Annotated in this window: 20 protein-coding genes and 1 tRNA gene; 11 read left to right on the plus strand and 10 right to left on the minus strand. The window is 63.8% G+C overall.

Features of this window, described 5'->3' with window-relative positions; genetic code table 11:
* Nucleotides 1-42: 42 nt before the first annotated feature.
* The 4 genes from pgm (at nucleotide 43) to AB0M22_RS00770 (ending at nucleotide 4941) form a co-directional block, all read left to right on the plus strand.
* Nucleotides 43-1683, plus strand: coding sequence for a phosphoglucomutase (alpha-D-glucose-1,6-bisphosphate-dependent) (pgm, locus tag AB0M22_RS00755; RefSeq protein WP_364719257.1), 1641 nt, complete (start codon nucleotides 43-45; stop codon nucleotides 1681-1683).
* Nucleotides 1676-3145, plus strand: a complete 1470-nt coding sequence (locus AB0M22_RS00760; RefSeq protein ID WP_364719259.1) for an MFS transporter — start codon at nucleotides 1676-1678, stop codon at nucleotides 3143-3145. The genes pgm and AB0M22_RS00760 overlap by 8 nt, the downstream gene beginning before the upstream one ends.
* A 140-nt stretch (nucleotides 3146-3285) precedes the next feature.
* A complete protein-coding gene (locus AB0M22_RS00765) occupies nucleotides 3286-4023 on the plus strand; it encodes a thioredoxin domain-containing protein (protein ID WP_364719261.1) in 738 nt (245 codons plus the stop codon).
* 114 nt (nucleotides 4024-4137) lie between these two features.
* A complete protein-coding gene (locus AB0M22_RS00770; RefSeq protein ID WP_364719263.1) occupies nucleotides 4138-4941 on the plus strand; it encodes an SAM-dependent methyltransferase in 804 nt (267 codons plus the stop codon).
* A gap of 455 nt (nucleotides 4942-5396) precedes the next feature.
* Here AB0M22_RS00770 and AB0M22_RS00775 read toward each other — a convergent pair whose 3' ends face one another.
* The gene (locus AB0M22_RS00775; protein WP_364719266.1) at nucleotides 5397-6788 is read right to left on the minus strand and encodes a DUF222 domain-containing protein; all 1392 of its coding nucleotides are present in this window, start codon (nucleotides 6786-6788) and stop codon (nucleotides 5397-5399) included.
* A 122-nt stretch (nucleotides 6789-6910) separates the two neighbouring features.
* On the opposite strand from AB0M22_RS00775, the gene AB0M22_RS00780 reads away from it, so the two are divergent.
* Nucleotides 6911-6983 (plus strand) — tRNA-Ala (locus AB0M22_RS00780).
* A 569-nt stretch (nucleotides 6984-7552) separates the two neighbouring features.
* Nucleotides 7553-8320: a restriction endonuclease gene (locus AB0M22_RS00785; RefSeq protein WP_364719269.1), complete on the plus strand. Its 768-nt coding sequence runs from the start codon at nucleotides 7553-7555 to the stop codon at nucleotides 8318-8320.
* 81 nt (nucleotides 8321-8401) lie between these two features.
* Here AB0M22_RS00785 and AB0M22_RS00790 read toward each other — a convergent pair whose 3' ends face one another.
* From AB0M22_RS00790 to AB0M22_RS00815, 6 genes are all read right to left on the minus strand, one after another.
* The gene (locus AB0M22_RS00790; protein WP_364719272.1) at nucleotides 8402-9049 is read right to left on the minus strand and encodes a tyrosine-type recombinase/integrase; all 648 of its coding nucleotides are present in this window, start codon (nucleotides 9047-9049) and stop codon (nucleotides 8402-8404) included.
* Nucleotides 9046-9762, minus strand: coding sequence for a site-specific integrase (locus AB0M22_RS00795; RefSeq protein ID WP_364719274.1), 717 nt, complete (start codon nucleotides 9760-9762; stop codon nucleotides 9046-9048). Before AB0M22_RS00795 ends, AB0M22_RS00790 begins: the two co-directional genes overlap by 4 nt.
* 186 nt (nucleotides 9763-9948) lie before the next feature.
* Complete coding sequence (locus AB0M22_RS00800) at nucleotides 9949-11613, minus strand: hypothetical protein (RefSeq protein ID WP_364719276.1); 1665 nt, start codon at nucleotides 11611-11613, stop codon at nucleotides 9949-9951.
* Nucleotides 11614-11927: 314 nt separating this feature from the next.
* A complete protein-coding gene (locus tag AB0M22_RS00805) occupies nucleotides 11928-12953 on the minus strand; it encodes a hypothetical protein (RefSeq protein WP_364719278.1) in 1026 nt (341 codons plus the stop codon).
* A gap of 729 nt (nucleotides 12954-13682) precedes the next feature.
* Nucleotides 13683-15320 (minus strand): FAD-dependent oxidoreductase, encoded by a 1638-nt coding sequence (locus tag AB0M22_RS00810; protein ID WP_364719281.1) that lies wholly within the window; start codon nucleotides 15318-15320, stop codon nucleotides 13683-13685.
* Between the two features lie 355 nt (nucleotides 15321-15675).
* Nucleotides 15676-16050 carry a VOC family protein gene (locus AB0M22_RS00815; RefSeq protein ID WP_364719284.1) on the minus strand — a complete coding sequence of 125 codons (375 nt, stop codon included), beginning with the start codon at nucleotides 16048-16050 and terminating at the stop codon, nucleotides 15676-15678.
* 68 nt (nucleotides 16051-16118) lie between these two features.
* On the opposite strand from AB0M22_RS00815, the gene AB0M22_RS00820 reads away from it, so the two are divergent.
* Complete coding sequence (locus tag AB0M22_RS00820) at nucleotides 16119-16481, plus strand: helix-turn-helix domain-containing protein (RefSeq protein ID WP_364719286.1); 363 nt, start codon at nucleotides 16119-16121, stop codon at nucleotides 16479-16481.
* 118 nt (nucleotides 16482-16599) lie between these two features.
* Here the strand turns inward: AB0M22_RS00820 and AB0M22_RS00825 are convergent, their stop codons facing one another.
* On the minus strand, nucleotides 16600-16968 hold the full coding sequence (locus AB0M22_RS00825) for a helix-turn-helix domain-containing protein (protein ID WP_364719288.1): 369 nt from the start codon (nucleotides 16966-16968) through the stop codon (nucleotides 16600-16602).
* 453 nt (nucleotides 16969-17421) lie between these two features.
* Between AB0M22_RS00825 and galE the strand changes: the two genes are divergently transcribed.
* Together galE and AB0M22_RS00835 are read left to right on the plus strand one after the other, a co-directional pair.
* Nucleotides 17422-18432 (plus strand): UDP-glucose 4-epimerase GalE, encoded by a 1011-nt coding sequence (gene galE, locus AB0M22_RS00830; RefSeq protein ID WP_364719291.1) that lies wholly within the window; start codon nucleotides 17422-17424, stop codon nucleotides 18430-18432.
* A gap of 519 nt (nucleotides 18433-18951) precedes the next feature.
* Nucleotides 18952-20226, plus strand: a complete 1275-nt coding sequence (locus AB0M22_RS00835; RefSeq protein ID WP_364719293.1) for a hypothetical protein — start codon at nucleotides 18952-18954, stop codon at nucleotides 20224-20226.
* Nucleotides 20227-20530: 304 nt separating this feature from the next.
* Here AB0M22_RS00835 and mdlC read toward each other — a convergent pair whose 3' ends face one another.
* Nucleotides 20531-22138 carry a benzoylformate decarboxylase gene (mdlC, locus tag AB0M22_RS00840; RefSeq protein ID WP_364719296.1) on the minus strand — a complete coding sequence of 536 codons (1608 nt, stop codon included), beginning with the start codon at nucleotides 22136-22138 and terminating at the stop codon, nucleotides 20531-20533.
* A 27-nt stretch (nucleotides 22139-22165) separates the two neighbouring features.
* Complete coding sequence (locus AB0M22_RS00845; RefSeq protein ID WP_364719298.1) at nucleotides 22166-23665, minus strand: FAD-binding oxidoreductase; 1500 nt, start codon at nucleotides 23663-23665, stop codon at nucleotides 22166-22168.
* Here AB0M22_RS00845 and AB0M22_RS00850 point away from each other — a divergent pair.
* Together AB0M22_RS00850 and AB0M22_RS00855 are read left to right on the plus strand one after the other, a co-directional pair.
* Nucleotides 23642-24268, plus strand: a complete 627-nt coding sequence (locus AB0M22_RS00850; protein WP_364719301.1) for a MarR family winged helix-turn-helix transcriptional regulator — start codon at nucleotides 23642-23644, stop codon at nucleotides 24266-24268. The two genes, AB0M22_RS00845 and AB0M22_RS00850, sit on opposite strands and share 24 nt — an antisense overlap.
* Nucleotides 24269-24307: 39 nt before the next feature.
* The gene (locus tag AB0M22_RS00855) at nucleotides 24308-25414 is read left to right on the plus strand and encodes an alpha-hydroxy-acid oxidizing protein (protein WP_364719303.1); all 1107 of its coding nucleotides are present in this window, start codon (nucleotides 24308-24310) and stop codon (nucleotides 25412-25414) included.
* The last annotated feature ends 431 nt before the right edge of the window (nucleotides 25415-25845 follow it).

Raw genomic sequence — 25845 nt, forward strand, 5'->3', positions numbered from 1 at the left:
ATGACGAGCAGGGCACAGCCGATACGGAAGGGAGACCCGAGCATGGCCCATGATCGAGCAGGGCGACTCGCGCGTCCCACCGACCTGGAAGACATCGCACATCTGGTCACGGCGTACTACAGCCGGATTCCGGATCCGGAGGTTCCGGCGCAGCAGGTGGTTTTCGGTACGTCGGGACATCGCGGCTCCAGCTTGGACACCGCGTTCAACGAGGCACACATCCTCGCGATCACCCAGTCGATCGTGGAATACCGTGCCACGCGCGGGATTACCGGTCCGGTGTATCTGGCCAGGGACACGCACGCGCTGTCCGAGCCGGCCATGGTCACCGCGCTCGAGGTACTCGCCGCCAACGACGTGACCGCGATGATCGACGCCCGCGACCGGTACACGCCGACGCCGGCGCTGAGTCATGCTGTGCTGCGCCACAATCGGGGCGGCACCCGGAACCAGGCCGACGGCATCGTGATCACCCCGTCGCACAATCCGCCGCGCGACGGTGGCTTCAAATACAACCCGCCGCACGGTGGTCCGGCCGACAACACCGCCACCGACGCGATCGCCGCGCGCGCCAACGAGCTGTTGCGCGACCGCATGTCCGAGATCAAGCGGACCACGCTGCAACACGCGCTGGAAACCAACGTCCAGCGCTACGACTACCTCGACCACTACATCGCCGACCTGCCGAATGTGTTGAACCTGGACGCGATTCGCGGCGCGGGCATCCGGCTCGGCGCCGACCCGATGGGCGGCGCGAGCGTCGACTACTGGGAAGAGATCGGCCAGCGCTACGACCTCGAGCTGGAGGTGGTCAACCCGTTCGTCGACCCGACCTGGCGATTCATGACGCTGGACAGCGACGGCAAGATCCGGATGGACCCGTCCTCGCGCTACGCGATGGCCTCGCTGATCGCGATCAAGGACGACTACGACCTGTCCACCGGCAACGACGCCGACGCGGACCGGCACGGCATCGTCACCCCCGACGGCGGGCTGATGAACCCGAACCACTTCCTCGCGGTGGCGATCGAGTATCTGGTCGCGAACCGGATGGGCTGGGACGCGCTCACCAAGATCGGCAAGACGGTGGTCACCTCGTCGATGATCGATCGGGTGGTCAGCGTGCTCGGCCGCGACGTGCACGAGGTGCCGGTCGGCTTCAAGTTCTTCGTGCCCGGATTGTTCAGCGGCAGCCTCGCTTTCGGCGGTGAGGAGAGCGCGGGCGCGTCCTTCCTGCGGATGGATGGCACCGTCTGGACCACCGACAAGGACGGCATCCTGCTCGCGCTGCTGGCCGCCGAGATCGCCGCGGTCACCGGCCAGAGCCCGTCCGCGCGCTACGTCGAACTCGAACGCCGCTACGGCAGTCCGGCCTACGCGCGGATCGACGCCGCCGCGACGGCGGAACAGAAAGCCCTCCTGGCGAAGTTGACTCCGGACATGATCACCACCAAGGAGATCGCCGGTGAGCCCATCACGTCCGTGCTCACCCGAGCGAAGGGCAACGGCGCGCCGCTGGGCGGCCTCAAGGTGACCACGGAGAACGCGTGGTTCGCCGCCCGGCCGTCCGGCACCGAGGACAAATACAAGATCTACGCGGAGTCGTTCCACGGACCCGAGCACCTCGCGCAGGTGCAGGCGGCCGCGGAGGAAGTGGTGGGACAGGCGCTAGGCGGTGAGTAGATCGTCGGCAGTCGGCACGGCCCGGTCCCACGGCCGGGCGGAGCCACTGCCCATCGAGATCTGGGTGCTGGTCGGCGGCGCGTTCGTCATCGCCATCGGGTTCGGGCTGGTCGCGCCGGTGCTGCCGCAGTTCGCCCGCAGCTTCGGCGTCGGGGTCGCGGCGGCCTCGGCGATCGTGAGCGCGTTCGCGTTGATGCGGTTGTTGTTCGCGCCGGTCAGCGGGCGGTTGGTGCAGCGGCTGGGGGAGCGGTCGGTATATCTCGGCGGTCTGTTGATCGTCGCGGTGTCGACCGGTGCCAGCGCGTTTGCCCAAAGTTACTGGCAGCTGATGGTTTTGCGGTCGCTCGGCGGAATCGGGTCGACCATGTTCACCGTGTCGTCGCTGGCGCTGGTGATCCGGATGTCGCCGCCCGCCGCGCGCGGCCGGGTGTCCGGGCTGTGGTCGACCGGCTTCCTGATCGGGTCGGTCAGCGGGCCGCTGGTCGGCGGGGCGTTGTCCGGGTTCGGCCTGCGGATGCCGTTCCTGATCTATGCGGCCGCGTTGCTCGTGGTGACCGTCGCGGTGTATCTGGCGCTGCGCAATTCGCAGCTGGCCGCGCCGGAACCCGTTGGCGGACTGCGGATGATGTCGTTCCGGGAAGCGTGGGCGCGGTCGGAATATCGGGCGGTGCTGTGGTCCAACTTCGCCAACGGGGCCGCGATATTCGGTGTGCGCATGGCGTTGGTGCCGTTGCTCGTCGTCGAGGTGCTGCATCAGACGCCCGGCATGGCCGGGGTCGCGCTGACCGTGTTCGCGGCGGGCAATATCGCGGTGCTCTTCCTGGCCGGGCGGTACTCCGATCGCTGGGGGCGCAAGCCCTTCCTGATCGCCGGCTCGCTGATCTGTGCGCTCGGCACCGCCGGACTCGGTGTGGCGGACACGCTCTCGTGGTTGCTCGCCACCTCGTTCGTGGCCGGTCTCGGGGCGGGCATGTTCACGCCGACCCAGCAGGCCGCGGTCGCCGACATCATCGGCCCGAACGCCCGGGGTGGGCCGGTGCTGGCCGGCTTCCAGATGGCGGCGGATCTCGGGACGGTGCTCGGTCCGGTCGCGGTCGGTGCGCTGGCGCAGCAGGCGTCGTATGGTTTGGCGCTCGCGGTCACCGGTGCGCTGCTCGCCGTCGCCGCGGTGGCGTGGGCGGTGGTGCCGGAGCCGTTGCGTAAGCGGGAAGAGCCGGTGCGTAAGGCGGAAGAGTGCGACCACATCTGTGGTGCGGACGGGGCAGATCATCAGTTGGCCGGGCAGGATGCCGAGGTCGAGCACGCGGTGAACGACGTGGCCGGCGCGCCCATCGCCGACAGCCCGGTGCCGCCGATCGCCGAGCCGGTAAGCGCTGACCGCGCAGAGACGGGCAGCGGCCCAGCTCGACGCGATGCCGACGTGGACACCGAACCCACTGCGCGCGATTCGGTCGCACGGTAATTTCTGCGCGTCGCGGCAACTGAAGGCGGCTTCCGCTCCGTCGACGCGAGACCATGCGCAGGCTCAGCCAGATGTGCGGAATTTCGCAGCTGGTGGGGGTTGGCGACGGGGTTCCGCCTCGGTTGCGGCAGAGTGTTGGGGTGAGCGAATCGCGTTCGAACTACACCCCGCGGCCCATGTCCAGCAAGACCACCTACGCGTTGGGCGCCGTCGCCCTGGCGCTGATCGTGGTGATCGTCATCTTGGCGATCCGTGGTGGGCACGACGAGGCGAGCGTGCGTAACGACGGGTACGGGTCCGCGCATGATCCCGGCGTGCGCGTGCTGCTGGAACCGGACGGTTCGATTCTGCTCGGCCAGCCCACCGCTGTGAAGACGATCGATATCTTCGAGGATCCGATCTGCCCCGGTTGCGGGAACATGGAGCGCATCTACGGCCAGGAGATCGCGCAGAAGATCGACGAGGGCAAGCTCGCGGTGCGCTACCGGCTGGTCAACTTCCTCGATCCCCGCTCGCGCAGCAAGGATTACTCGACGCGGGCGGTGGCCGCGAATCAGTGTGTCGCAGAGGGTGGTTCGGGTCCGGTGTATTCGAAATTCCACACGGAACTGTTCACCAGCAAGCGCCCGAGTGAAGGCGGTGCGGACCTCAGCAACGACGAACTCGCCGCGGTCGCCCGCGTCGCCGGCGCCCCGGAATCGGTGTTGCAGTGCATCTCCACCGGCGCCAAAGTCGATGGCGCCCGCACCAGCGCGAACGCCACGACCGATGCCCTCGGCGCGGCGCTGAATGGCTCCGCGGCTACCCCCGCCGTATTCGACGGGAAGACGAAAATCGATGTGAACAACGAGGACTGGCTGCAGGTTCTCGCTCCGTGATGTCGCTTTGACACAGATCGGTCAAATGCGCCGCGCGGTATCCACTTGCGTGGCTACGCTTTTTGCAAAGCGGTCAAGTGTCCGGTATCGCGCGTAAGCGTAAAGGGATGAACGATGACGAATTCCGAGTCGGCCCCAGTCGAGTTCGACGTGTCCAAGCCGAGTATCTCGCGGGTCTACGACGCGCTGCTCGGCGGCAAGGACTACTACCCGTCTGACGAACACGTCCTAGACCATTTGCGCGCGACCATGCCCGAGGTCGATGAACTGGCCAAACTGAACCGGGCCGTCCTCGGTCGCGGGGTCAAGTACCTGGCCGGCGAGGGTGGGCTGAAGCAGTATCTCGACCTCGGCGCGGGGCTGCCCACCATGGAGAACACCCACCAGGTCGCGCAGGCGTTGCAGCCGGAGGCCAAGGTCGTCTATGTCGACAAGGACCCGATCGTGCTCGCGCACGGGCGCGCGCTGCTGGGCGAGAACGGTCAGACGCGAGTCATCACCGCCGACCTACGCGACCCCGCCGCCGTGCTGGCCCATTCCGACGTGCAGAGCATGATCGATTTCTCTCAGCCGGTGGCGATCATGCTGGTCGGCATGCTGCATCACCTGCACGACGACGAGGATCCAGAGGGTGTCGTCGACGGATACCTCGACGCCGTCCCCGTGGGCAGTCATCTGTTCATCACCCACTTCCTCGACACCGGCGACGAATCGCGGGCGCTGGAGAAGTCGTTCCTCGACTTCCTCGGCACCGGGCGCTTCCGCACCCGCGAGGAGATCCTGCGGTTGTTCCGCGGCTGCGAACTGGTCGAGCCCGGCCTGGTGCCGTTGTCGCATTGGCGACCGGACGGCATCGTGCGGGACAAGTTGACGCTGGTCGAAGAGATCATCGTCGGCGGGATCGCCATCAAGTCCTGAGCTCGGGGGCCGGACCGGACACACCACCTGGTCACGGCCCGGCCCGCTCGACGCGGGCGATCCGACTCCAGGAGTTCCCCGGGACCGCGGACGCCGAGCATTCGGTTGGTCCGGGGGCCGAGCCGGCGACCGTGTCGCAGACTCGGCCCGCTCGGCGCGGTATCCGGCTTCCCCAGTCAGCCGGACAGCCGCGCGCCGAGCATTCGGTGGGTCGGAGGGCCGGGCCGTCGCATCCACCACCGACGACCCGGCCCGTTCGACGGGCGCGATCGGATGTTCCCCCTGCATCGCGCGCGTCGTTTCGTGGGGCCGAGCCGCCGACTCCACCAGCCGGCGGCTCGGCCCGTTCGACGGCGCGGTCCTGCTTCCCCAGTCGGCCGGGACCGCCGCGCGTCGAGTCTTCAGTTGGTCTGTGGGGGAGGGTATTTCGCATCTGTCCGGACCCTCCCTGTTGTCTACGCCGGGTTGATCGCGGGAGTTGTTGCGTCGTCGGGGATTTCGTCCTCCGGGGTGATTCGGCAGAGTTGGCGGTGGACCAGGACGTGGCCTCGGAATGGGTAGGCGACATCGTCGGGTCGGTCGATCGAAGGTGTTGGTGCGCTGACCTTCTGGGTGACCGGCAGGTCTATATCGTTGTGCGGGAACAGGTATCGTGCACCTTCACGGGACGTGGTGTATATGTCGCCGGTGGGTGCGGTCCACTGCAACCGATCCGGGTCGGCCAGCCAGGTACCCCACGGCACTTTCTTGTTGTCTGCCAACGTTTTCAAGCGTTTATGACGGGCGCACAGCACCGTTGCGTCGGTGGTCGCGTCATCCAGTTCGGATTCGGCGGCGGGCATCGTGCACCCCGGGAACCGGCACATCCCGTCCAGCGCACGCACTTCCCGATCCAACGGCGGTGTCTCCGGATCGTCGGAACCCGGTCGCTCCGAAATCACTTGGAACCGAGCATGTTCCGCGATTGTCCGGGCCAACGCGGCATCGATCGGCCCGTATCCCGCTAGAAACGCGGGCGCGTCCCGCATATCCAGCAATGCGTCCGCCGCAATCCCGATCTGGATCAACGGCCGCCGCGGGGCCGCACCCGTCACCTCCTTCTGCGGACATCGCGCGCCACGCCCGCACGCGCACCGCAACTGTCCCGACCCGTCCGCCAACGCCACCAGCGCGTCCGCCCGCCGCTGCGGCATCGTCCGCGGATCGGCCGCACACACCTGCAGACTCATCTCCCGCAGCCGCATCGCCACCGTCTGCGCGCCGGCCGCGGGCAACAACCCGTCGAACACCGCCATACAGTCCTGCACCGCCCGAATCCGGACGTCCCGATCATCCTGCCGCCGCTCCCGCCGCCGTTGCGCCCCAGCGGGATCCAGCCGCCCCGCCCACCGCCGCGCCGCCTGCCGCAACCGCACCGGCGTCGTCCGCTCCGCCGTCGCCAGCAACCTCGGCTCCAACTCGCCGAGCACCTCCCTGGCCACCGCACGCGTGTTGTCGATGATCACCCGCACCTTCGCCAGGTCGATCCGCCCCGCCGCGAACTCCGCCCGCGTGCGCGGCAGCCAATCCTCCAGCGCCAGCCCGACATCGATCATCGCGGCCGTCGACCCCTCGTCGACCCGCAACGCCACCGCCGCCTCCGTCGCCGCGAACTCACCCGCCCGCACCCCACCGGGCCCAGGCTCCGCACTCACCGCCCGATGCCGCCGATACAGCTCCCGTACCGCGAACACCTCCGCCGCCTGCGCCGCCGCCGACGCCCCATGCGCAGTCCGAAGAGCATCGATCAGCCCCTCATCGCTCATGGCCTGAAAGTCCAGCACCGAGAGATCGCTTCCTTCGAACATGTGTTCGAGTCTACGACGCTCAGCCCCTCGCCGCTACCCCCGATTCAACGCGATTTGGCCGCCACCGCACCCGTGGTGTAACTTCGTTCAGGCAGTCAGGGAAACCTGAAAGCAACCCACTCGGGGCTATGGCGCAGCTGGTAGCGCACCACACTGGCAGTGTGGGGGTCAGGGGTTCGAGTCCCCTTAGCTCCACTTAAATCCCAGCTTAGGCTGGGATTTTTGCTTTCCGGCCGGAGTGCGTGACGGCCGAACTTCCAACTAATTCACAACTAAGCCGCTCGACGTGCTCGCGGTCACTCGTTGCTGACCGCCCGGCCCAACGGCAAGCAATTCGGCTTGCTGATAGCGATCGTGACACCTATGGCCGGGGTGTGCTTTCGGCACCCGGATCGCAGCATCGGTCACGTCGAGCGCCCGGGCCGCCGGCGCCCGACACCTCTCAGGGTGCAGGCGTCGAACTGCTCGAAGGTAGACGACGCGAAACCGGCGTGGAGTCGACCTCGTCTGTAGCGACGATCAAGACCTCCGCGACCTGGCCGTCCACCTAGACATGGGCACTAGGCATCCTCGGTCTGGCAGCCCGAATCCCCCCACAGCCGCAGAACGATCGCGTTGTGTCTGTCTGGTCTGCCAAGATTGATTCCGTAGGTGCAAACTGATCTACGGTGACCCATCCGCGAGCCACCGAGAGCATTGGAGTAAAGCCGATGGCGCGCGTTCGCAGAATTGATCCGAGCAAGCAGAACGTGAGACCCCATCGCATGGATGACGGTATCGACGCCGAGTACCGCGTGATCCGGGACGCCGACGGCTCCAACCTGGTGCACCTGACGGCTTTTGGCTCAAGCAGCCGGGGGAGCACACGCAAGAGCAGCCAGTCGCTACAGTTCGACAGGACCACTGCCGCGGAGCTACTCCGGATCTTCCTAGAGGCCGACCTTGTCTCCGACCTGGCCGCAGCCAGCTCTGCTGTGGCCGATCAACCCGAACCCGAGCAGTCCGTTCCCGACCTCGCCTACGTATCCGAAGGCAGCGAAGAGTCCGACTCTCCTAATGTCGGCGTCACCGAAGGGCTTGTGTGGGGGAAGCTGGACGACAGCGGATTCGAACGACTGCTCTTCGACCTTTTCAGGAGATTTCCCCGCTACCAGAATGTCGAGTGGCTGACGCATACCCGAGCGCCGGATCGTGGTCGAGACCTATCGGCTGAGCGGGTCATCGTCGATGACGGCGGAACGACGCGTACCGAGAGGGTGCTGATCCAAGCCAAACACTGGAAAACGAAGTCCGTAGGGCCAGTAGATATCTGTACGACGCTCGCGCCCATGCCGCTGTGGGAGCCTCCAGTGATTCGTGGATTGATTATCGCAACCAGCGGCCGCTTTACTGCCGACGCTGTGGCTCTTGCCGAGAAACACAATAATGACGGCAAACTGCCCTACCTCGAGCTGTGGCCCGACAGTCGCCTGGAAGCTCTGTTGGCAAACCATCCCGACCTGGTTTCGCGTCACGGACTTCGGAGGCAATGATCCGGCACAAACCCAGCCAAGGGCGACCGGCCCGGGATTCTGCCGATCGTTTCGTTCCTATCTGGTCCCCTTGAAACCGGCTTAGGCTGGGACTTCTTGTTCTCGGACCACCTTGGTGGCGGCCGAACATCCAACTGATTCACGACTAAGCCGGTCGGCTTGCTTGGCGGTCACTCGTTGCCGACCGCCCGGTCCAACGCGGCTGCTGCGGCAATGTGAACCCGTCCACGGGCCATGTAGTGACGCTGTGTCATGGCCGGGTCCGCGTGGCCGAGCATGTCCGCCGTCACTCGCGCCGAGAGCCCGGCGTCGTCGAGAATTGTTGCCACCGCACCCCCGGAAGCTGTGCGCCGTCACGTCATCGGGAATGGCGAGTGCATCGCGGACTCGCTGCCATTCATGGCCGACATTCTGCGGGTCGCGCAATGTCCATGCCGCAGAAGGAAACACCAGATCCAGGTTCTCTGTCTCCTTGGGCGGCGATGCCAGCTTTCGTGCTGCCAGATGCTTACGGCGACGCTTCAACATCTCCACTGCGAACTCAGGCAGCGCGATGGCACCCCGCCGGATCTTCGGGTCGTCTTCGCTCTCCACCCGCACCAGGCCCTTGCCCTTGATGCGCACAACTTTCCCGCTGGCTTGCAATGTGCGGCCATCCAGGTCGATGTCAGACCACAGCAGGCCCAGCGCTTGGCTGCGTCGCAGGCCGGTACCAGCGAGCAGCGTCACCCAGTCGGCCAGGTCAGCACTATCGCAATACTCCGACACCGAGGGCGGCGTGTACGACTTGACCGGTGTCTTCCGATCGCGTTCAGCGCGGGACAGTTTCCGTGGACACGGAACGTGTGATGTGCGCACCGCTGCCAGGATGAACGCAGCTCATCGACTGTGATGTCGCGCGAACCGCCGGTCCGGCCCTTAGCTTCGATGTTCTGTGCCAGCTCGGATTCGCGAACGGGGTTGACGCTCAACGCATCCCTGCGGACCGCGTAGCGGAACATCCCCGAGAGGACATTGCGACCCGTCCGCATCGAGGAAGGTCCCTTGGCGTGGCCGATCTCTTTGAGGAACGCCTCAACCGATGATGTCGTGACTTCCAGTAGGCGACGGCCGCCGAATGCTGTGTTGAACAGCTCCGCTGCCACGTCATACTGATCGATCGTTGTTTGGGATCTGCCCTGTTCGATCAGGTACGTCCGGTACTTGTCCCACAGTTGCCGAACTGTGGTGGAGTCCGACAGGTCTCCGCCCGCATCGACCCGGATACTGCGTACCGCAGCGAGCACGGCGTCCACCGCACGAGTGCCGTTGCGGTCTGGAATGTTTCGTCCTCGCGCGTCGAGCTTGGTAGGGGAGACGCGGACCAAGTCCCGCCGTTCGCCGGACGAGTCCCGCACCAGCACCCGGGCCTTCCACCGGCCGGGGGCAAGCTCGGTCAGCATCAGCTTTCCTGGCACGCCGATCGGGCGCGGTGGCCTTCCGCGCCTCATTTCGTCAGTCCGTGTCGACGTCCCGAGCGTCCAAGGCTGCGTCGAGTGCGTCTATGTCCCACCGGAAGTCCTTTCCGACCCGGCACTGACATACTGCCGCACCCCTTCGGGGCTTGCCATCTAGGGACCACGCAGACTCTATTGTTTTTCGGCAAGCGTGACCGAAATAAGACGCCGAGTCCTCTTGCCGAAGCTTGTTCTATGCCAAAATTTGAGGCGAATTCGGAAGGATAGAGAAACTATCACCAGCAGTGAAATGGACACGACCAGTACGTAGATATTTAGAACTGCATCGTTGCGACCTCCGAATATGTCGTCGATGCGAGCAGTTAGGGCTGCCCCCCAACCGCCTTTTTGATTGAACTCTTCGAGAGTATCGGATATTCGAGGCAAAAGAGCGAATAGGACTACCAGGAATCCGGCCGCCGATATCGCTACGGATCGCCGATTTTGCATCCGCGAGTATCTAGCAGAAACTAAGCTCTCGGAAGATTTCACCCGATCAAGCAGCCTGGAGTAAAGGACATGTGAGTCAAGTTTATTCAGTATCGCATCTACAATCGCAGGGCCGTCGACTCCTGTTAGGAAGTTTCTTCTATATTCTTGCAAACCTACCGCCAACATTTTCTGGGTCTTGAATAATTGACGATCTTTAATGACTGAGTTCGAGGTGATGCTGTCTATCTGTTCTAGCTGCTTGTTCTGTGAAAGTGCGGATTCTATCGGAATAAGCACGTACATATCATCTTCATAGTCCGGCTCTCGTCCGGTCCAGTCAATGTAGATAGCATTCCCGACGGATACCCAGAGTTCCTTGCTTGCAATCTTTAGATGATTTTCCAGCAGGCTCTCTATCGAGGATTCTTGGATTTCGACGTCACGCCTTAGTCGAAGCATCAGTGCCCCGAAGTCTTTCCGGTGCACTGCTTTTGCCTCGTTCCCTGCGCAGCATGCAGGCGCTCCTAGGGATAGTGTCGTATAGCAGGTCCAATCAACAGCTGCGCTGCGATTAGCCAGCTCCTCTACCGCACCTAGATAGTATTGGAAAATCGAACGTATAGTCAGCGGTCCGCGTTGGGACTCCGTTTCTCCTTCCCCTGGAAGTCTAATCCAGCGCTGGTTCTCAAACTGCTCGAGACCCAGGCCTTCTATGGATTTCTTGCTAGGTTTAACTCCATTCTTCCTCAAGTATTTGTCCATGACGGCAAAGGAAATTTTGGCAAAGTTTAGATGACGCATGCTGCTGTACATCGCTGCGCGAGCTTGGTTTACATTGAGCTGTTCCGCGAGTCCCGAACTGAGCGTCAACGAGCAAATTCCAGACCGGTGAATCATTAGTGATATTTCGATTGCATCTTCCTCCATATGATCCTCGCCGAAGAAAACTCTATTCAAAGCGAGTCGGAGGTACGGCTCACTCTCAAAATAGCGCGGAAAGTGTGATTCTTGTTCGATGCGTACGCGAAAAGCGCCGTCTATATGCTGGTTCACTAGACCAGATCGAACTAAATTGGACGAATCCTTGGCGGTTCGTAGGATATCTGAATACTTGGCATCCGCTTCCGCCTCACTCATTCTATTTTCATGACGCGATACAAGAAAACGCCACAGTAAACTGATCAAGGATATCGGCGAAATGCGCGCCAGTCGCCAGAAGCTCGGAGTGCCTCCCTCAATCTCTGCGACGAATGCCTCAAATTTCTCGGCCTTGTCGAGAAGTCGTTCCGATTCGGCAATTCTAGCGCTAACCTTCAGGTCGTCAGCGGCGGGACTCGCTGCAATCGAGGCGATGTTATTTTTCAAAAGGCGATCGGCTAGCTTGTAGATATTCAGCTCTGGTCCGAGATCGAACAGATACGAGTAGTGCGCGGCTCGGCCGGATAGGACTAGCGAATGACTCTGTACTATTTCGGCCTCTCGACGACTAGCGAGCGATTTTATCGGATTAGGTATCTTCATCGTTGTGAAGACCGCCGCGTCTTGCTAGCAGCCTGCGTGCAATTGCTGGTCAAGATGTTGGCCCTCCCTCTCGGCGTATTCGATGCGCATGACCGCGAGTATGACAGGTCGCACCGACATCACCGCGGGTCTCCATATGAATAAGCGTCCTGTGACGTTTACAGTACTTCGCGGTAGCTCGTCACCTTAGCCGAGCCAAGTGCCGAGTCGACCAGCGCGGAGAACCCGAGGTAGAGGTGAGCTAGCGAGATCATCGAGTTCAGGACGCAGTACTTGTAGAAGAGATCGTGGTCCTTCTGCGAGGTCAGATCAGCCAGCTCGTCACGGTGCTTGCCCCAGTGGATCGTGTCGCCATAGTTGTACTTGAGGATCAGGTCATCCGGTTCGACACCCTGGAACGACAGCACGGGCAGCGCCTTCTTGCGCGGGGTCTCGCGCCACTCCTTGTCTACGCGTTCGCATATCGCGGTCGCCATCGTCTTCTTCATGATCACCTTGCGGGCGGCGCCCCACTGGTTCAGCTGAGACTTGACCCGTGCTTTCTGGTCGGTGTCCAGCCCGCTACTGTCGAGTGCTCGCTGTAGAGCGGACATCGCCTTCGAGAACGACGCTTCATCACCGGTGTTGTGAACCTGGCGGAAGGTCGTAGACATGCCGCTGAACCTTTCATGGCTTGGTAGGGTCGCCGTCACCTTCGGCCCATCGAGGGTAAGCGACACGTTGAGCTTGCCACCCGAGGTGTTCATGACCGAGTAGCCGGCGAGTTGGCGACATGTATCGATGAACCGCTGGAGCACCGGAAGATCCGCTGGCCGCATGAAGCCGCGCAGTGTGGGGAAGTCGGCGGGTTCAGGTAGATCGAACAGGTAGATCAGCTTCTCCCAATAACGCGTGAAGCCAGATCGGTTCTGTGCGCATTCCAGTAGCGGGTGGTGGTGCTTGACCGTTACAGGATGAATCGTTTCTTCTACCAGCGACACTGTGTACTTGGACTCGAGCCGAGTCGGGAACCTCTGTACGTCAAGGACTTTCAGGACGAGATGAACCGGCCCCGTGTTAACCTGCACGATATCGCCGACCTCGGGCCGCTTCTCGGCTTTCTTCTGCTTGCGCTTCTGACGAGTCTGGTCCCTGAGCTGCCGCTGTTCACGGCGAAGACTCTTTTCGGCACGTTTGTTTCCCATTGCTGCTCTCTGCGTGTAGGGAGGCTGTCCGCAACCGATCAGTTTATCGGCGCAGCAGGAGCATGTAGCCCAGATGCAACCCGAGCAAGTGCGGCGATATCTGCCCTGCGCAGTCCGGGGGTGCCACCACCCTCATGTCAGCGTCGGTGCATCGCACTGGATCGGGATCGACGCGCTCATTGCTGTTCAATAGCTGCGCCCGATTGAAAGCTGGCGTGTCGTGCCTTCGACACGCAGAAGGAGTGGCAGGGCTGGTCCCAACTAAGTCCCAACTATGTTTCTCGACGCCATCCTGAGTCGAACGTCTATTCGGTTGTCACGGGTAGTCGATAGTTGCCATATCGCCAGTTCAGGCGTTATTTTCTTCTCGCTCTTGTAGTTCAGGATTGCTGGTGGTAGTCCTCACTTCTGGCAGTGTGGGGGTCAGGGGTTCGAGTCCCCCTTAGCTCCACTCCACTCGTAGACGGCCCATGCGCATGGAGAGCATGAGCCGTTCTCGTTTCGTCATGTTTGTGGGGGCGAAGCCCCTACGCCTCGCCCGGCGGGCTTTACCCCCGGGACCCCGTCCCGGTCCGCCAGTCCCGAAGCCGTGCCTGGTCGGTGATGTCGGCATCGGGTATCGCGAACAGTATAGGCGGCGTGCAGTTTCCGGTCGTCAACGCGACTGGCGGCCGCGTCCTGGTGCTCATGGTCGACGAGCCGGCGGTGTCTTGCCCCGGCCCTGCGGGTTCAGCGTTGATGAACTTCGAGGGCGGTGCGCACGGCGCTTTCCAGCGCGCCCTCGATCCAGGCCGGTTTGAGGCTGGTGTGGTCGCCGGCCAAATGGATTCTGCCCTCGATGGTTCGGGTGGCGGCGTGGTGTTCGTGTAGCTGGCCCGGGGTGGGGATGACGGCCTCGCCGAGGGCGTAGCGGGCGCGTTGCCAGGACTGGGAGACGCCTACGCCGGTGAATTCGGTGTCGACGCGGGGTCCGAACATGCGGCGCATTCCGGCGAGCGCGAAGTGCACGCGTTCGCTGTCGGTGAGCGAGTCCCAGCGCATGGCGTCGTCGGACCAGGTGTAGCTGGCCAGCACGACGCCGCCCTCGGCCTCGGGTACGTGGGAGGGGAAGTAGGTGAAGCGGTTGGGGCAGTCCGACACACAGCCGCCGCCGCGGAAACCAGTCGGGCCCTGCTCCCAGAACCTGGTCTTGAACTCGAGCAGCACTTTGGTGGCGGCGTCGTGATGCAGTTCGGTGATGGCCCGCCGCGTCGGGTACGACAGTGGGGGATCGAAGGTGCAGAAGCGGGTGGCGGTCAACGGAATCGCGAGAATGACGTAGTCACCCTCGAAGGTTTCGATCGGGTCGATCGGTGCGCCGTCGGTGTGTTCGTTGCCGGTTTCGGCTGTCGTCCATACCTTCACACCGCGGTCGTTCTGCTCGATGTGGGTCATGCGCTTGCCTTGATGCACCGCGGGACCGAGGTGTCGGGTCAGCGCGTCGGTCAGCGTCGCGGTGCCGCCTTCGAGTTCCCAGTAGCTGGCATCGGGTCGGATGAGGGCGTGGTCGACCATCGCGGAGATGACGCCGTAATGCAGCCGGGAGGTCAGATTCTCCAGGGTGCCCACCGCGGCCAGATGCGACAGACTCCAGCCGTGCTCCATCAGGTAGCGGTGGGTGGAGTAGTCCTCGTAGGTGTTGAAAACCTTTGCCCAGCCTTCGATCCGGCGTTCGATCGGCCAGTCGTCGGGCACGCCGACCTTGTGCAGCGCGCGGTCGAGCGCGGCCCGGGCGGGGGTGGTGAGGTCGATGCCGAAGCCGCTGTGCACCGCGCCGGGATCGCTCGCGTAGGCGGCGCGGCTGACGAGCTTGCCGTTCGTGTCGATCAGGGTGCGTCCGGCCGCGGGCGGCGGCCGGAACTCGGCGGCGGGACCGTTGGTCCACTGCTCGCCGGTGAACGATCGATAGGCGACCGGGGTGACCGGCGCGGAGCGGGCTTCGGTCGCCACGTCGGCGTTGTGGAATTGCCGCCGCCGCAGACCCAGCTTGTCGGCCAGGGCGAGCACCATCGGATGTGCGCTCGGCAGGCGCATCGCCCCGGCCTCGGCGTAGAGGGCCGGATCGGTGAACACGCCGCGGAAGGTCTTGACCCGGCCACCGGTTCGGCTGCCGTTGGCTTCGATCACCGTGACCTGATGCCCGGCGTCGGCGAGCAGCGTGGCGGCGGTCAACCCCGCAGGTCCGGCGCCGATCACCAGAACCCGTTTAGGTGTCGCGGCTTTCGGCAGGCCGGTGTCGATGAGTGTCCGCAGATACGCCAGCTTCAGGTCCTTGCCGTCCGCGTCGACCTGCAACATCTCTCTGGCCAGTTCGACACTGCGGTCCATCGACCGTATGGAATCGGTTCGGGCCGAAGGAGTTCCGCAGGCCACGGTCGATGCGCCCGCGGCCAACGCTCCCGCGGCGACCGCGGTACCGAACAGTGCACGCCGCCCGATCACAGTCTCTGCCATGCCCCGACCGATCCTCTCCACGGACCTCGACCCGGCTACTGGTTGCGAAGCGATCCGGACGCTACCGGACCGCCGGGCAGGTCAGCGGGAATGACGTTCGGCGCGTCGAGGCGACTGACGAGTGCATCGCTGCGCCGCAACATTCACCGATAGCCGCCCGCGGCATGGACGTGCGCCCCGACCATTGAGGGGGCAGGACCGGGTGCGCGGGCAGAACGGATGAGCCGATTCAGCCGAGTACTCGGGCCCGTAGTTGTGTCGTCCATTGCACGTATTCGACCTGCGTTCCGTCGGGGTGACGGAGGTAGGCGAATCGGCCGGTTTCGCCGTCGAAGGGGCCGCTGATGATGGTGGCCGCGGCCGCGGTGAGTTCGGTGATCACCTGGTCGATGTCGTCGACGATCACCGGGCCGATCGTCGCGCGGTATCGGTCGGTGTGCTCGGGCGGGCCGGCGATGAGCAGGAAATCGCCGATCGCAGCGATTTCGGCCTGCTCGAAGTCGAACCGGAGATCCGCAGGAGTGCCGACGAGCTTTTCGTAGGTCGGCAGTGCTGTGTCGAGATCGGCGACGAACAGCCGGGCGTAGGTCTTCAGTATCTGCACGTTGGCGAAGCTACTGTGGAGTCGCCGGGGAGCGGCAGTACGCACTTGAAGGTGAGCGGTAATTCTCGATGGGTGATGAGCAACTCGGGCACGACGTGGCGTGGCGGGTGTTCGTCGCGGTGTCGACGAAATGGGGCCTGCGGGTCCTCGAGGAACTAGCAGCGGGCCGGTCCCGCTTCCGCGAACTGTACCGTGCCGTCGAGGGCATCAGTTTCAAGATGCTCACCCAGACCCTGCGTGAACTCGAAAACCACGGCCTCGTGGCCCGATACGACCACCGCAGCGCCAACCCGCGGGTCGACTACACCCTCACCGCGGCAGGCGCCGGGCTCGTCGAGACGATCCACGCGTTGTGTGGATGGTCGCGCGACCACTTGGATCAGCTGCTCACCGCCCCCGCGTACCGGTCGGACTCGTCGATATCCGGCTGACGAACGCGAGCGAGCCGTCGCATGGTCGGCACCGGAGGCCTTGCCTGCCAACCGATCTGGTGACGTCACCGGGTGGTTGTTCGGTACCCGACCCACCGAGACCGGCCCCCGTGGCCGCTCAGCTCGTGGGCGGGTTTTCGGGTGTGCGGTCGTCGAGGGCGTGCTGGAGGTCGGTGTTGATACGTCGGGCTTCGGTGAGTTGGTCTTCGAGGATCACGATGCGGCAGGCGGCCTCGAGCGGGTTACCGGCGTCGACGAGTTCGCGCACGCGTGCGGCGATGCGGAGTTGGTAGCGCGAGTAGCGGCGGTGCCCGCCCGGGGATCGTTGCGGGGTCAGCAGTGCGGCGGCGTCGAGGCCGCGCAGGAAGGCCTGGGTGACGCCGAGTATTTCCGCGGCGCGCCCCATGCTGTAGGCGGGGTAGGTGTCGTCGTCGAGTTTGTCGGCGGCGCTGGGGCCGTCTTCGGGGTCGGTGTTCGGTTGCGGCACAGCACCTCTCGGTTTCAACGTCGGTAGGCCCCGGCGCGTGTGCGCCGGGGCCTTGATCTGGGAAGAGGGGGTTGACTTCAATTCTGTGCACCGGCCCTGTGGGCCGATGTCGTGCATCGCATCCGGCGTATGCCGGGACACGGAACCGATAGATGACTACTCAGTGACCACCTCCTGCATTGCCGGTCTAACCCACGCGACCGTTGTCGGCCTCGTTTGTTCGTCCCCCTCCGGCGGTCCGGCCGAGTGCGCCGGGCTTCTCTTCTCCGCCGGAGGGGACGGGGTGGAACTTCACGTTCCAGGCAGTTCACCTGCCCGGCCTCTTGACCTTCTCTTCGAACGACACCGACTGTATACCGCCTCACAGAGAATGTCTACACTCGCCACAATAGATTTTTTCGGTCCGCGGGATTGGGTTATCTGGACCGCACTGCCATCGAGGAGACTGCTTCCGTGAAGCTGCTCGTTACCGGCGGCGCCGGATACATCGGCTCCGTCGTCGCCCACCAGCTCGTCGACGCCGGCCACGAGGTCGAGATCCTCGACAACCTCTCCACCGGGTTCGCCACCAACCTGCCCACGGGCGCACGATTCCACGAGATGTCGGTCCACCGGGTCGCCGACGTCCTGACCCCGGCTGCCGGGTTCGACGGGGTGCTGCATTTCGCTGCCAGCATCGAGGTCGCCGAGTCGGTGATCGATCCAGACAAGTACTGGCACAACAACATCGAAGGTTCCCTCGCCCTGCTCCGCGCGATCAGGGCAGCCGGCACCCCGCGGTTGATCTTCTCGAGCACCGGTTCGATGTACACCGGAGACGGCACCACCGCGTTCGACGAGACCGCCGAGGTCCGCCCCAAAAACCCCTACGCCGCAACCAAAGCCACGGTCGATCAACTCATCACCGGAGCATGCGGGGCCTCCACCACCTTCGGCGCGGTGACCCTGCGCTACTTCAACGCAGCCGGCGCCGTCCGCACTGCGGACGGTCACCACCTCGGCGAACGCCACGACCCCGAATCGCACCTCATTCCGATCCTGCTCCAGGCCGCCGGTGGACAGCGAGACGTGTTCACCCTCTTCGGCACCGACTACCCGACGCCGGACGGCACCTGCATCCGCGACTACATCCACGTTTCCGATCTCGCCGCCGCGCACCTGCTGGCCCTCGACGCCATCGCGCCGGGACGCCACGACATCTTCAATCTCGGTAACGGACAAGGGCATTCGAACCAGCAAGTCCTCGACACCGTCCGCACTGTCACCGGAGTCGACTTCCCCGTCCGCATCGAAGGCCACCGCCCCGGCGACCCAGCAATATGCATAGCCTCCAGCGAGAAAGCCCACCGCGAACTCGGATGGCAGCCCCAACGACCCGACCTGGCCGACATCGTCGCCGACGCATGGGAATTCCACCAGGCGATAACCGGTCAAGCGATGGCACCGCCTCGAGCAAGATCCTGATGCCGAGGCAAACGGGGGAATGGCCCGGACAGCGGTCGTGGTGAGGTGGACGGACACGAATTCAGTTGTCGTGACCAGGCGTTCGAGGTGGCGCGGTAATAGTTGGATGCTCTGTCTCGATCGGATCGGGCGGTTCGTCCTCCCGAAAACCGCGAATTACTATCAAGAACTGGACTGCGGCACACAGGAATTTTATCAATAGCGTCCAGTCGATCTTGTCGCACTCTTCCGCGGTCGAAACGACGATTTCAAGTATTGGCGAGAGTGCGGCATAGAACGCTTTTTTCGTCGGTCGGCACATCTTGATCTCCGATAACAGAGGGCTGTAGTAGTTGTCGTGCCATCAATGTTGTCGGCGTTCCGGCGGACCTGGCGAGGAGCTAGTATGGACATCAACCGGACATCATGGGGACCGCGTGCGGACAATGCTCCTCATGCGTGGTGCGATCTTTGTACTGTTTGGGGTGACGGTCGAAAAGAGTTGTAATGGCTGGACGAAGCTCCCACGTTCCGCGGACTGTGCTCGAAAAGCTGCTCCGCGAACGGGATCGAACCTACGACGAGGTCGTACAGGATTTCGAAGCGCTGGCCCGCAAGCTGGACGAGCACGGGGTGAGCATCACCGCGCGGCATCTCCGGCGGCTGGCCTCGGGCGAGCGGGCGGGTACGACGCCGGCCACGCGCCGAGTCCTGCAGGCGCTGTTCCAACTGCCCATCGACGATTTGCTGAAGCCATGGTCTCCGCAATCGGGCAACTCCATCTCGACCGTCGACCAATCAGTCGGACAATCTGGTTTGGAGCTGTTGACGATGGCTGCGGAGCAATCACGCAAGTTCTCCCTTCAACAACGAGTGGTGACGAACGCCGAAGAAATAGATCTGCTGACCGACGAAATCCGGGAACTGGCCTCGATGTACCAGCGTGAGCCGCTGCCGCTGATACTGGGGAATCTCCTGAATGCACAGGAGGCTGTTTTCTGTTCGCTCGAGCAGCGGCAAAAACCCGCGAATGCGCGACAGTTGTATTTTCTCGCCGCGATAATCGGCGGCATGTTCGCCTACGCCTGCGAAGATGTCGGGCGATTCCAACTCGCGCTCACTCACTCGCGGACCGCTTATATGTGGGCGGAATATGCCGATCACAACGGATTGCGCGCCTGGGTTCGAGGTATCCAGTCCTATATCTGCTACTGGGATAACAAACCGTGGGATGCGGTTCGCTACGCCAATTCGGTCGCCGATCTGGCCGCCGGTACGCGCGGTACCTCGATTCCATGGCTCTACTCGAATGCGGCCCGGGCATGGGCGGCACTCGGCAATATCGAGAAGACCGCCGAAATGAACGATCTCGCCGACGCGACGTATGAGCGTTCGGAGCACGATGAACTGGACCGCTTCGGCGGCATCTGCACATTCGGACACTCCAGGCGCCTGTACTACGCGGCCCGAGGATTGGCAGCCCTGGCCGCCCCACCTCCGATGACGGAGGCATACTGCGTTCGCGCAGTGGACGCCTATCGGGATCCGAATCAACCCGGCTGGGACTTCGATTGTGCAGCGGAGTCACGAATCAGCCTGGCGCTCACCCGGTTGGCCGGAGGCGACCTCGAGGGCGCTCAGGAACCTCTGGACCCGGTATTCGGCCTGGCACCCGAACGACGAACAAACGACCTCGTCAAAACGCTCGGTTTGCTCCATCGGTCGCTGAACGATTTCCAGGTCTACCAGGCACACGAGCTTCAGGAGCAGATCGAGGCATTCACCCACACATCATTGCGTGAGTTTCCGATCTGACCGCGATCTCAACATGCCCTACCTGGTCGACCTTCCGGGATACGTTGTGGCAGCGCCGATCCGATGGATCGGCGGTATTCACCGACGAGGAGTTGCAGTAGCTTCCGGACGCCGGCGGTACGCCGCCGTGGTGTCAGCCGAAGTCGGAGTCGATCCACAGTGTCGGTTCCGGGGGAGTCGGGTCGCTGCGGTCGGTTGAGCGGAGGAGCAAGAGGATCGCTATGGCTGCGATGAGGATGCAGATGCCTGTCGCGACTACCCATTTGCGTGCCATGGTGTCGAATACTCCTGTGCTGCTGGTGTTTCAGTCGAATACCTTGCTGGGTTCATCGGTGATCTGGACCTGGATCAGGTGTGGGCCGGGGGTGGTGAAGGCTTGGTTCAGGGCGTCGGCGAGGTCGTTGGTGGCGCCGACGGTGCGGGCGGGGACGCCGTAGCCGGTGGCGATGTCGGTGAAGTCGATGCCTGGCAGGTTCAGGCCGGGGAGTTTGTCGGCGTGGAGCCAGGTGCCGTAGTCCTTGAGGACTTGGTAGGCGCCGTTGTGCACGATTAGGTAGGTGATGTCGAGGTTGTGCTGGGCGGCGTTCCATAGGCCGGTGATGCTGTAGTTGGCCGAGCCGTCGCCGATTAGTGCTATCACGGGTCGGTTCGGTTGGGCCAGAGCGATTCCGGCGGCCGCGGGTAGCCCGTAGCCGAGGGCGCTGGCGGCGCCGCAGAAGAAGCTGTTGGGTTCGGTGATCGGCAGTTGGTCCCACCACGCGCCGAGTGAGGGTGCTTCGTATACCCACGCGGCGTTCTCGGGATGGTGCTCGGCGAGGACCTGGAGGAACTGAGCTTCGCTGATCGAATCTGTGTGCTGCTCCGAGATATCCACCGGTGCAGGTTGTTTCATCGGTGCGGGCAGTGGCCGGGTGGTGGTGACCAGGTCGGCGAGTCGGGCGAGCGCTTCGGCGGGGTCGCCGATGAGGGCGTTGCCGAGTGGTGCGCGCGCGGCTTGGTCGGGATCGGGTGTGACGAGGGCCAGTTCGGTGCCCTCGCGCAGGTATCGTCCGGGTTCCCAAGCATGGTAGGGCAGGACCGCGCCGCCTATCCAGGCGATGAAGTCGTAGGGGGCGAGTTGATCTCGGACCTGGTCGATCCTCGCTCCGAGCGTGCCCTGGTAGCAGGGGTGCCCGGTCGGGAAGGAGATCCTCGGGTACTCGTATGTCCCGAATTTGACTGGTAGTCCCGCCTTTTCGGCGAGGCGCACGGCGGCATCCCAACCGCCGTAGGCATCCACGTCGGGTCCGAGGACCAGAACGGGATTCTTGGCAGCGTCCAGTCGCCGGGCGAGTTCACGCAGCGCCACTCGCTCGGCGATCGGCCTGCCTGCCACTCGTCGTCCCAAAAGGTAGGGCAGGTTGTCCGTGTCGGCGGGTTCGTTCCAATCCGACAGCGGCACAGAGAGATACACCGGACCGATGGGTGCGGTCATCGCGCAGGCGACGGCCCGGGCCAGCGCGGCCGGGACCGCTTGCGGAGAAGGCGCTTCGAAGCTCCATTTGACCAGCGGTCGCGGCAGCGTCGTCGCGTCGTGGTTGGTGAGCATGCCCTGCAAGGTGATCAGTGGTCGGTACTGCTGGCCGCTGATGAGCACCAGTGGTGTTCCCGCTTGCCACGAGTTCACAAGGTTGCCCATCGCCTGGCCCACGCCCGCCGCCGAGTGCAGGCTGACCAGCACAGGTCCGCCGGTGGATTGCGCATAGCCGTCGGCCATCGCGAGACCGGCGCCTTCCTGGAGGGCGAGGATGTAGCGGAAATCGTCCGGAAATTCTTGCAGGAACGGCAATTCGTTCGATCCCGGGTTGCCGAAGAAGGTGGTGACTCCCAGCGATCGGAGGACCTCGTAGGAAGCTTCTCGTACCGTCGTCACGTGCACTCCTTTCTCGAGCCTCGCAGGTCAGTCGAGCGGAATAGTGAGCTTGTGGTGGAACAGGTTGTCGGGGTCGTACTTGCGCTTGATGGCTTTCAGCTGCGGTAGGTGCTCGCCGTAGTAGCTGTCGAACATGTCACGGCCGCGGTCGCCCTCGGCGTAGTCGTCGTCGCCGATGTAGCCGCCGGTGGTGAACGGATAGAAGATCTCGTAGGCCTGGTCGAGCCACTGTTCGTAGTTCTTGCCGGTCGCGGCCATCGTGGCGATGTCACCGGCGTCGCTGAGTGGCACCCAGCACGACATCCCCATCAGCCAGGGGCAGTCGCGGTTCTTGATAGCGGTAGCTTCCGCCGCAAGTCCGGAGTTCGGATCCAGGCCCAGTATCTGGATCCGAAGTCCTTCTGTGGGTTGGGTGATGGCGAATTCGCCGAGGGTTTCGATGAATTCGTCGGTGAACGGTTCGGGGACGAATCCGGCCTTGATCTTCATGTAGCGCAGGTGCTCTCGGCGTTCGCGCCGGACATCGCTGAGGTCGGGGTAGTACGGCGCGGAGGTGTCCTGGAGGCCTTGGATCCGCATGGTTTCCACGTAGTCGGCCGGCTGGATGTCGAATTGGTCGGTGGGCGGGAGCTTTTCGCGCATGTCCGCGACCAGCGCGTCGCGTTCGGCCGCGGTTTCGGTGGCCAGGGAGCCGAGGATTTCCAGATGCCCGCGCCAGATGACGATCATCGGATTGAACGCGGGCGGCGCATCGAGCGAGTACTCCTGCATCGCCTTGAACGTCGACACGAACGACGCGGCGTCGGTCAGCGGGTACTTGATGAAGAAGTTCGCGGGTGCGGCCGGAGCTTCGTTCAATTGAACAGTGAGACTGGTGATTACGCCGAACGAGCCGGTGCCGCTGCCGCGGATCGCCCAGAACAGATCCGCGTTGGTGTGCTCGTCGACGACGACCGCCGACCCGTCGGCCAGCACCATCTCCGCCCGGAGCAGACGATCGGTGAGAATGCCGTAGGTGCGGGAGTAGTGACCGTAACCGCCGCACTGGATTTGACCGCCCATGCCGACGGCGATGCATTCGCCGGTGGGCAGCATGAGTCCGCCCTGTTCGAAGGCCGCCACCATCAGGTTGCCGGTGAGGGTGCCGCCGCCGACGGTCGCGGTCCGGGCGTTGCGGTCGATGGTGATGTCGTTCATCTCGACCATGTCGATCACGACCGCGCGACCGTCTCGGCCGCCGAGGCTGGCGCCTTCGAAGGAATGCCCGCCCGAGCGGATGGCCAATTGCGTCACTCCCGCCTCGCGGGCGCAGCGGATGATTTCTTGCACCTCCGCGGTCGAACGCGGGGCGACCACGCCGACCGGCTGTGCGTCTGCCAGATAGTTCCAGGTCGCGGTGGCCTCGTCGAAGGTGGCGTCCTGCGGGAAGGACGCCGGGGTCGAGGGAAGTCGATCGTGCAGCAAATCCTGGAAGCTCCGCGACGTGGCGGGCTGGTGTCGGGGGTGCAGCTCGGCGATGTCGGTCATAGCTACCTCCTGTTGATTTACATCAAATTTAATGTAATCTCTACAGTAGCTGAACTGTTGCAGAAAGGGGATGTGATCATGGTCGCGCGCGGCGAGTCGGCAGACTCCGAACATATGAGCAGGTGGGAAGCTGACGAGATGAAGGCATGGTGGTCGCTGGTGTTCACCGGTCGATTACTGCTCGATCGTCTTGATACCGACCTTAAGCGTGGGCACGGACTGACACTGGACGAATACGGCATTTTGGTCGCGTTGGAGGCGGCACCGGATTCCCGCGTGCGGATGAACGATCTGGCCGAAGCGGCCTTGCTTTCCCAGAGCCGACTGTCCCAGCAGATCAAGCGCATGCAAGCACGTGACTTGGTCGACCGGCAGCAGGCCGCGACCGACAAACGTGGCGTCGAGGTCGTGCTCACCGAGACCGGCCGCGAACTTCTGCTCGCCGTCACCCCCGCGCACATCGACCGGGTACGCCGCTACTTCCTGCAACACCTGACTGCCGACGACCGCGCCGCCCTGGCCACGAGCCTGCGCCCGGCGCTCGATTCTCTGGCCACCTCGCCGGCCTTGATTCGCATGCTCAAACCCGTCCTGCACGGCTAGCTCACCCATGCTCCGCCTCGACGATCGGGAAGGAACGACATGACGAACTTCGCGGATTACACCGAACTGGAGGACAAGGCGCGCACCACGATGGCGGCCAACATCTGGTCCTACGTTTCACACGGCGCGGGTGACGAATTCACCCAGTCCAACAACGTGGCCGCCTTCCGGAAACTCGCCGTGCTTCCCCGGATGCTCCGCGCGAGCGAACACCGCGATCTGTCCGTGGAGCTGTGCGGCATCTCCCTGCCGACTCCGTTGTTCATGGCCCCGGTCGGAGTGATCGGCCTGTGTGATCCGCACGGGCACGGTGAGATCGCGACCGCGCAGGCCGCGGCCCGCACCGGAATACCCATGATGGCCTCGACCATGGCCGTCGACCCGCTGGAAACCGTTGCCGCACATATGGGCGACACGCCGGGCATCTTCCAGCTGTACACCCCGACCGATCGGGACTTGGCGCAAAGCCTGGTGCACCGCGCCGAGGCCGCCGGCTTCCGCGCACTGGTGGTAACCCTGGACTGCTGGCACACCGGCTGGCGACCCCGCGACCCGTCGTTGACCAACTCGCCCCGGTTGCGCAGCGAGTGCCTGGCGAACTATCTCACCGATCCGGTGTTCCAGAAGCTGCTGCCGACCACCCCCGAGGACGATCCCGCGGCCGCGCTGGACACCTGGAACTCGATCTTCGGCAATCGACTCACCTGGGACGACCTGCCCTGGCTCCGTTCGTTGACGCGTCTTCCGTTGATACTCAAGGGAATCTGTCACCCCGACGATGTCCGGCGCGCCAAAGACGCGGGCGTGGATGCCGTCTACTGCTCGAATCATGGTGGCAGGCAAGCCAATGGCGGCCTGGCCGCGATCGATGCACTGCCCGGCGTCGTGGCGGCCGCCGACGGAATGCCGGTGCTGTTCGACTCCGGCATCCGATCCGGCGCCGACGTCGTCAAGGCGCTCGCGCTCGGCGCGACCGCCGTCGGCATCGGCCGTCCCTATATCTACGGCCTTTCCCTGGCCGGCGCCGACGGCATCGTCAGCGTCCTCGACGCGCTCCTGCAAGAAACAGACCTGCTCATGGGCCTCGACGGCTACCCGGCCATCGCCGACCTGACTCCCGAGGCACTCCTGCCCACCGGCCGATGACCGGATACCGGCTCCACCATGCGGAATCGACCTGCGCACCAAGTTCGACACAGACCGGAAGGTGTGTCTTCACTTGCGAATGGTGCTCGGGGCGTTGGCGTTTCGACAGTTAGCCGGGACCGGTTCGCGATACCGGCTAATGTGACGTGTTGACGGACAACAGGCCTCAGTGATCCAGCTCGGTTGGTCACCTGGGACTGAGGCAGGTCTGTCGAGAGTTGTGAGGAGATCGTTGCCCGACACGCTGATCCAGGAGTTGGCTATGACTGACCTAGCCGGAAGAACCGCATCTCCTCGACCGGGCCGTCGCCCGGTGCCGTGCCGTAGACGGTCCGAAGTCTCTGGGTTCGAACCTGCCGAGCGAAAGGCGACTTGCAGTGGATCTTCGTGACGTCCCGTGCGGACCCGGACGTTTGCCGGTGGTCGGACAC

It is taken from the genome of Nocardia sp. NPDC051756 (assembly GCF_040681495.1).
GTDB lineage: Bacteria > Actinomycetota > Actinomycetes > Mycobacteriales > Mycobacteriaceae > Nocardia.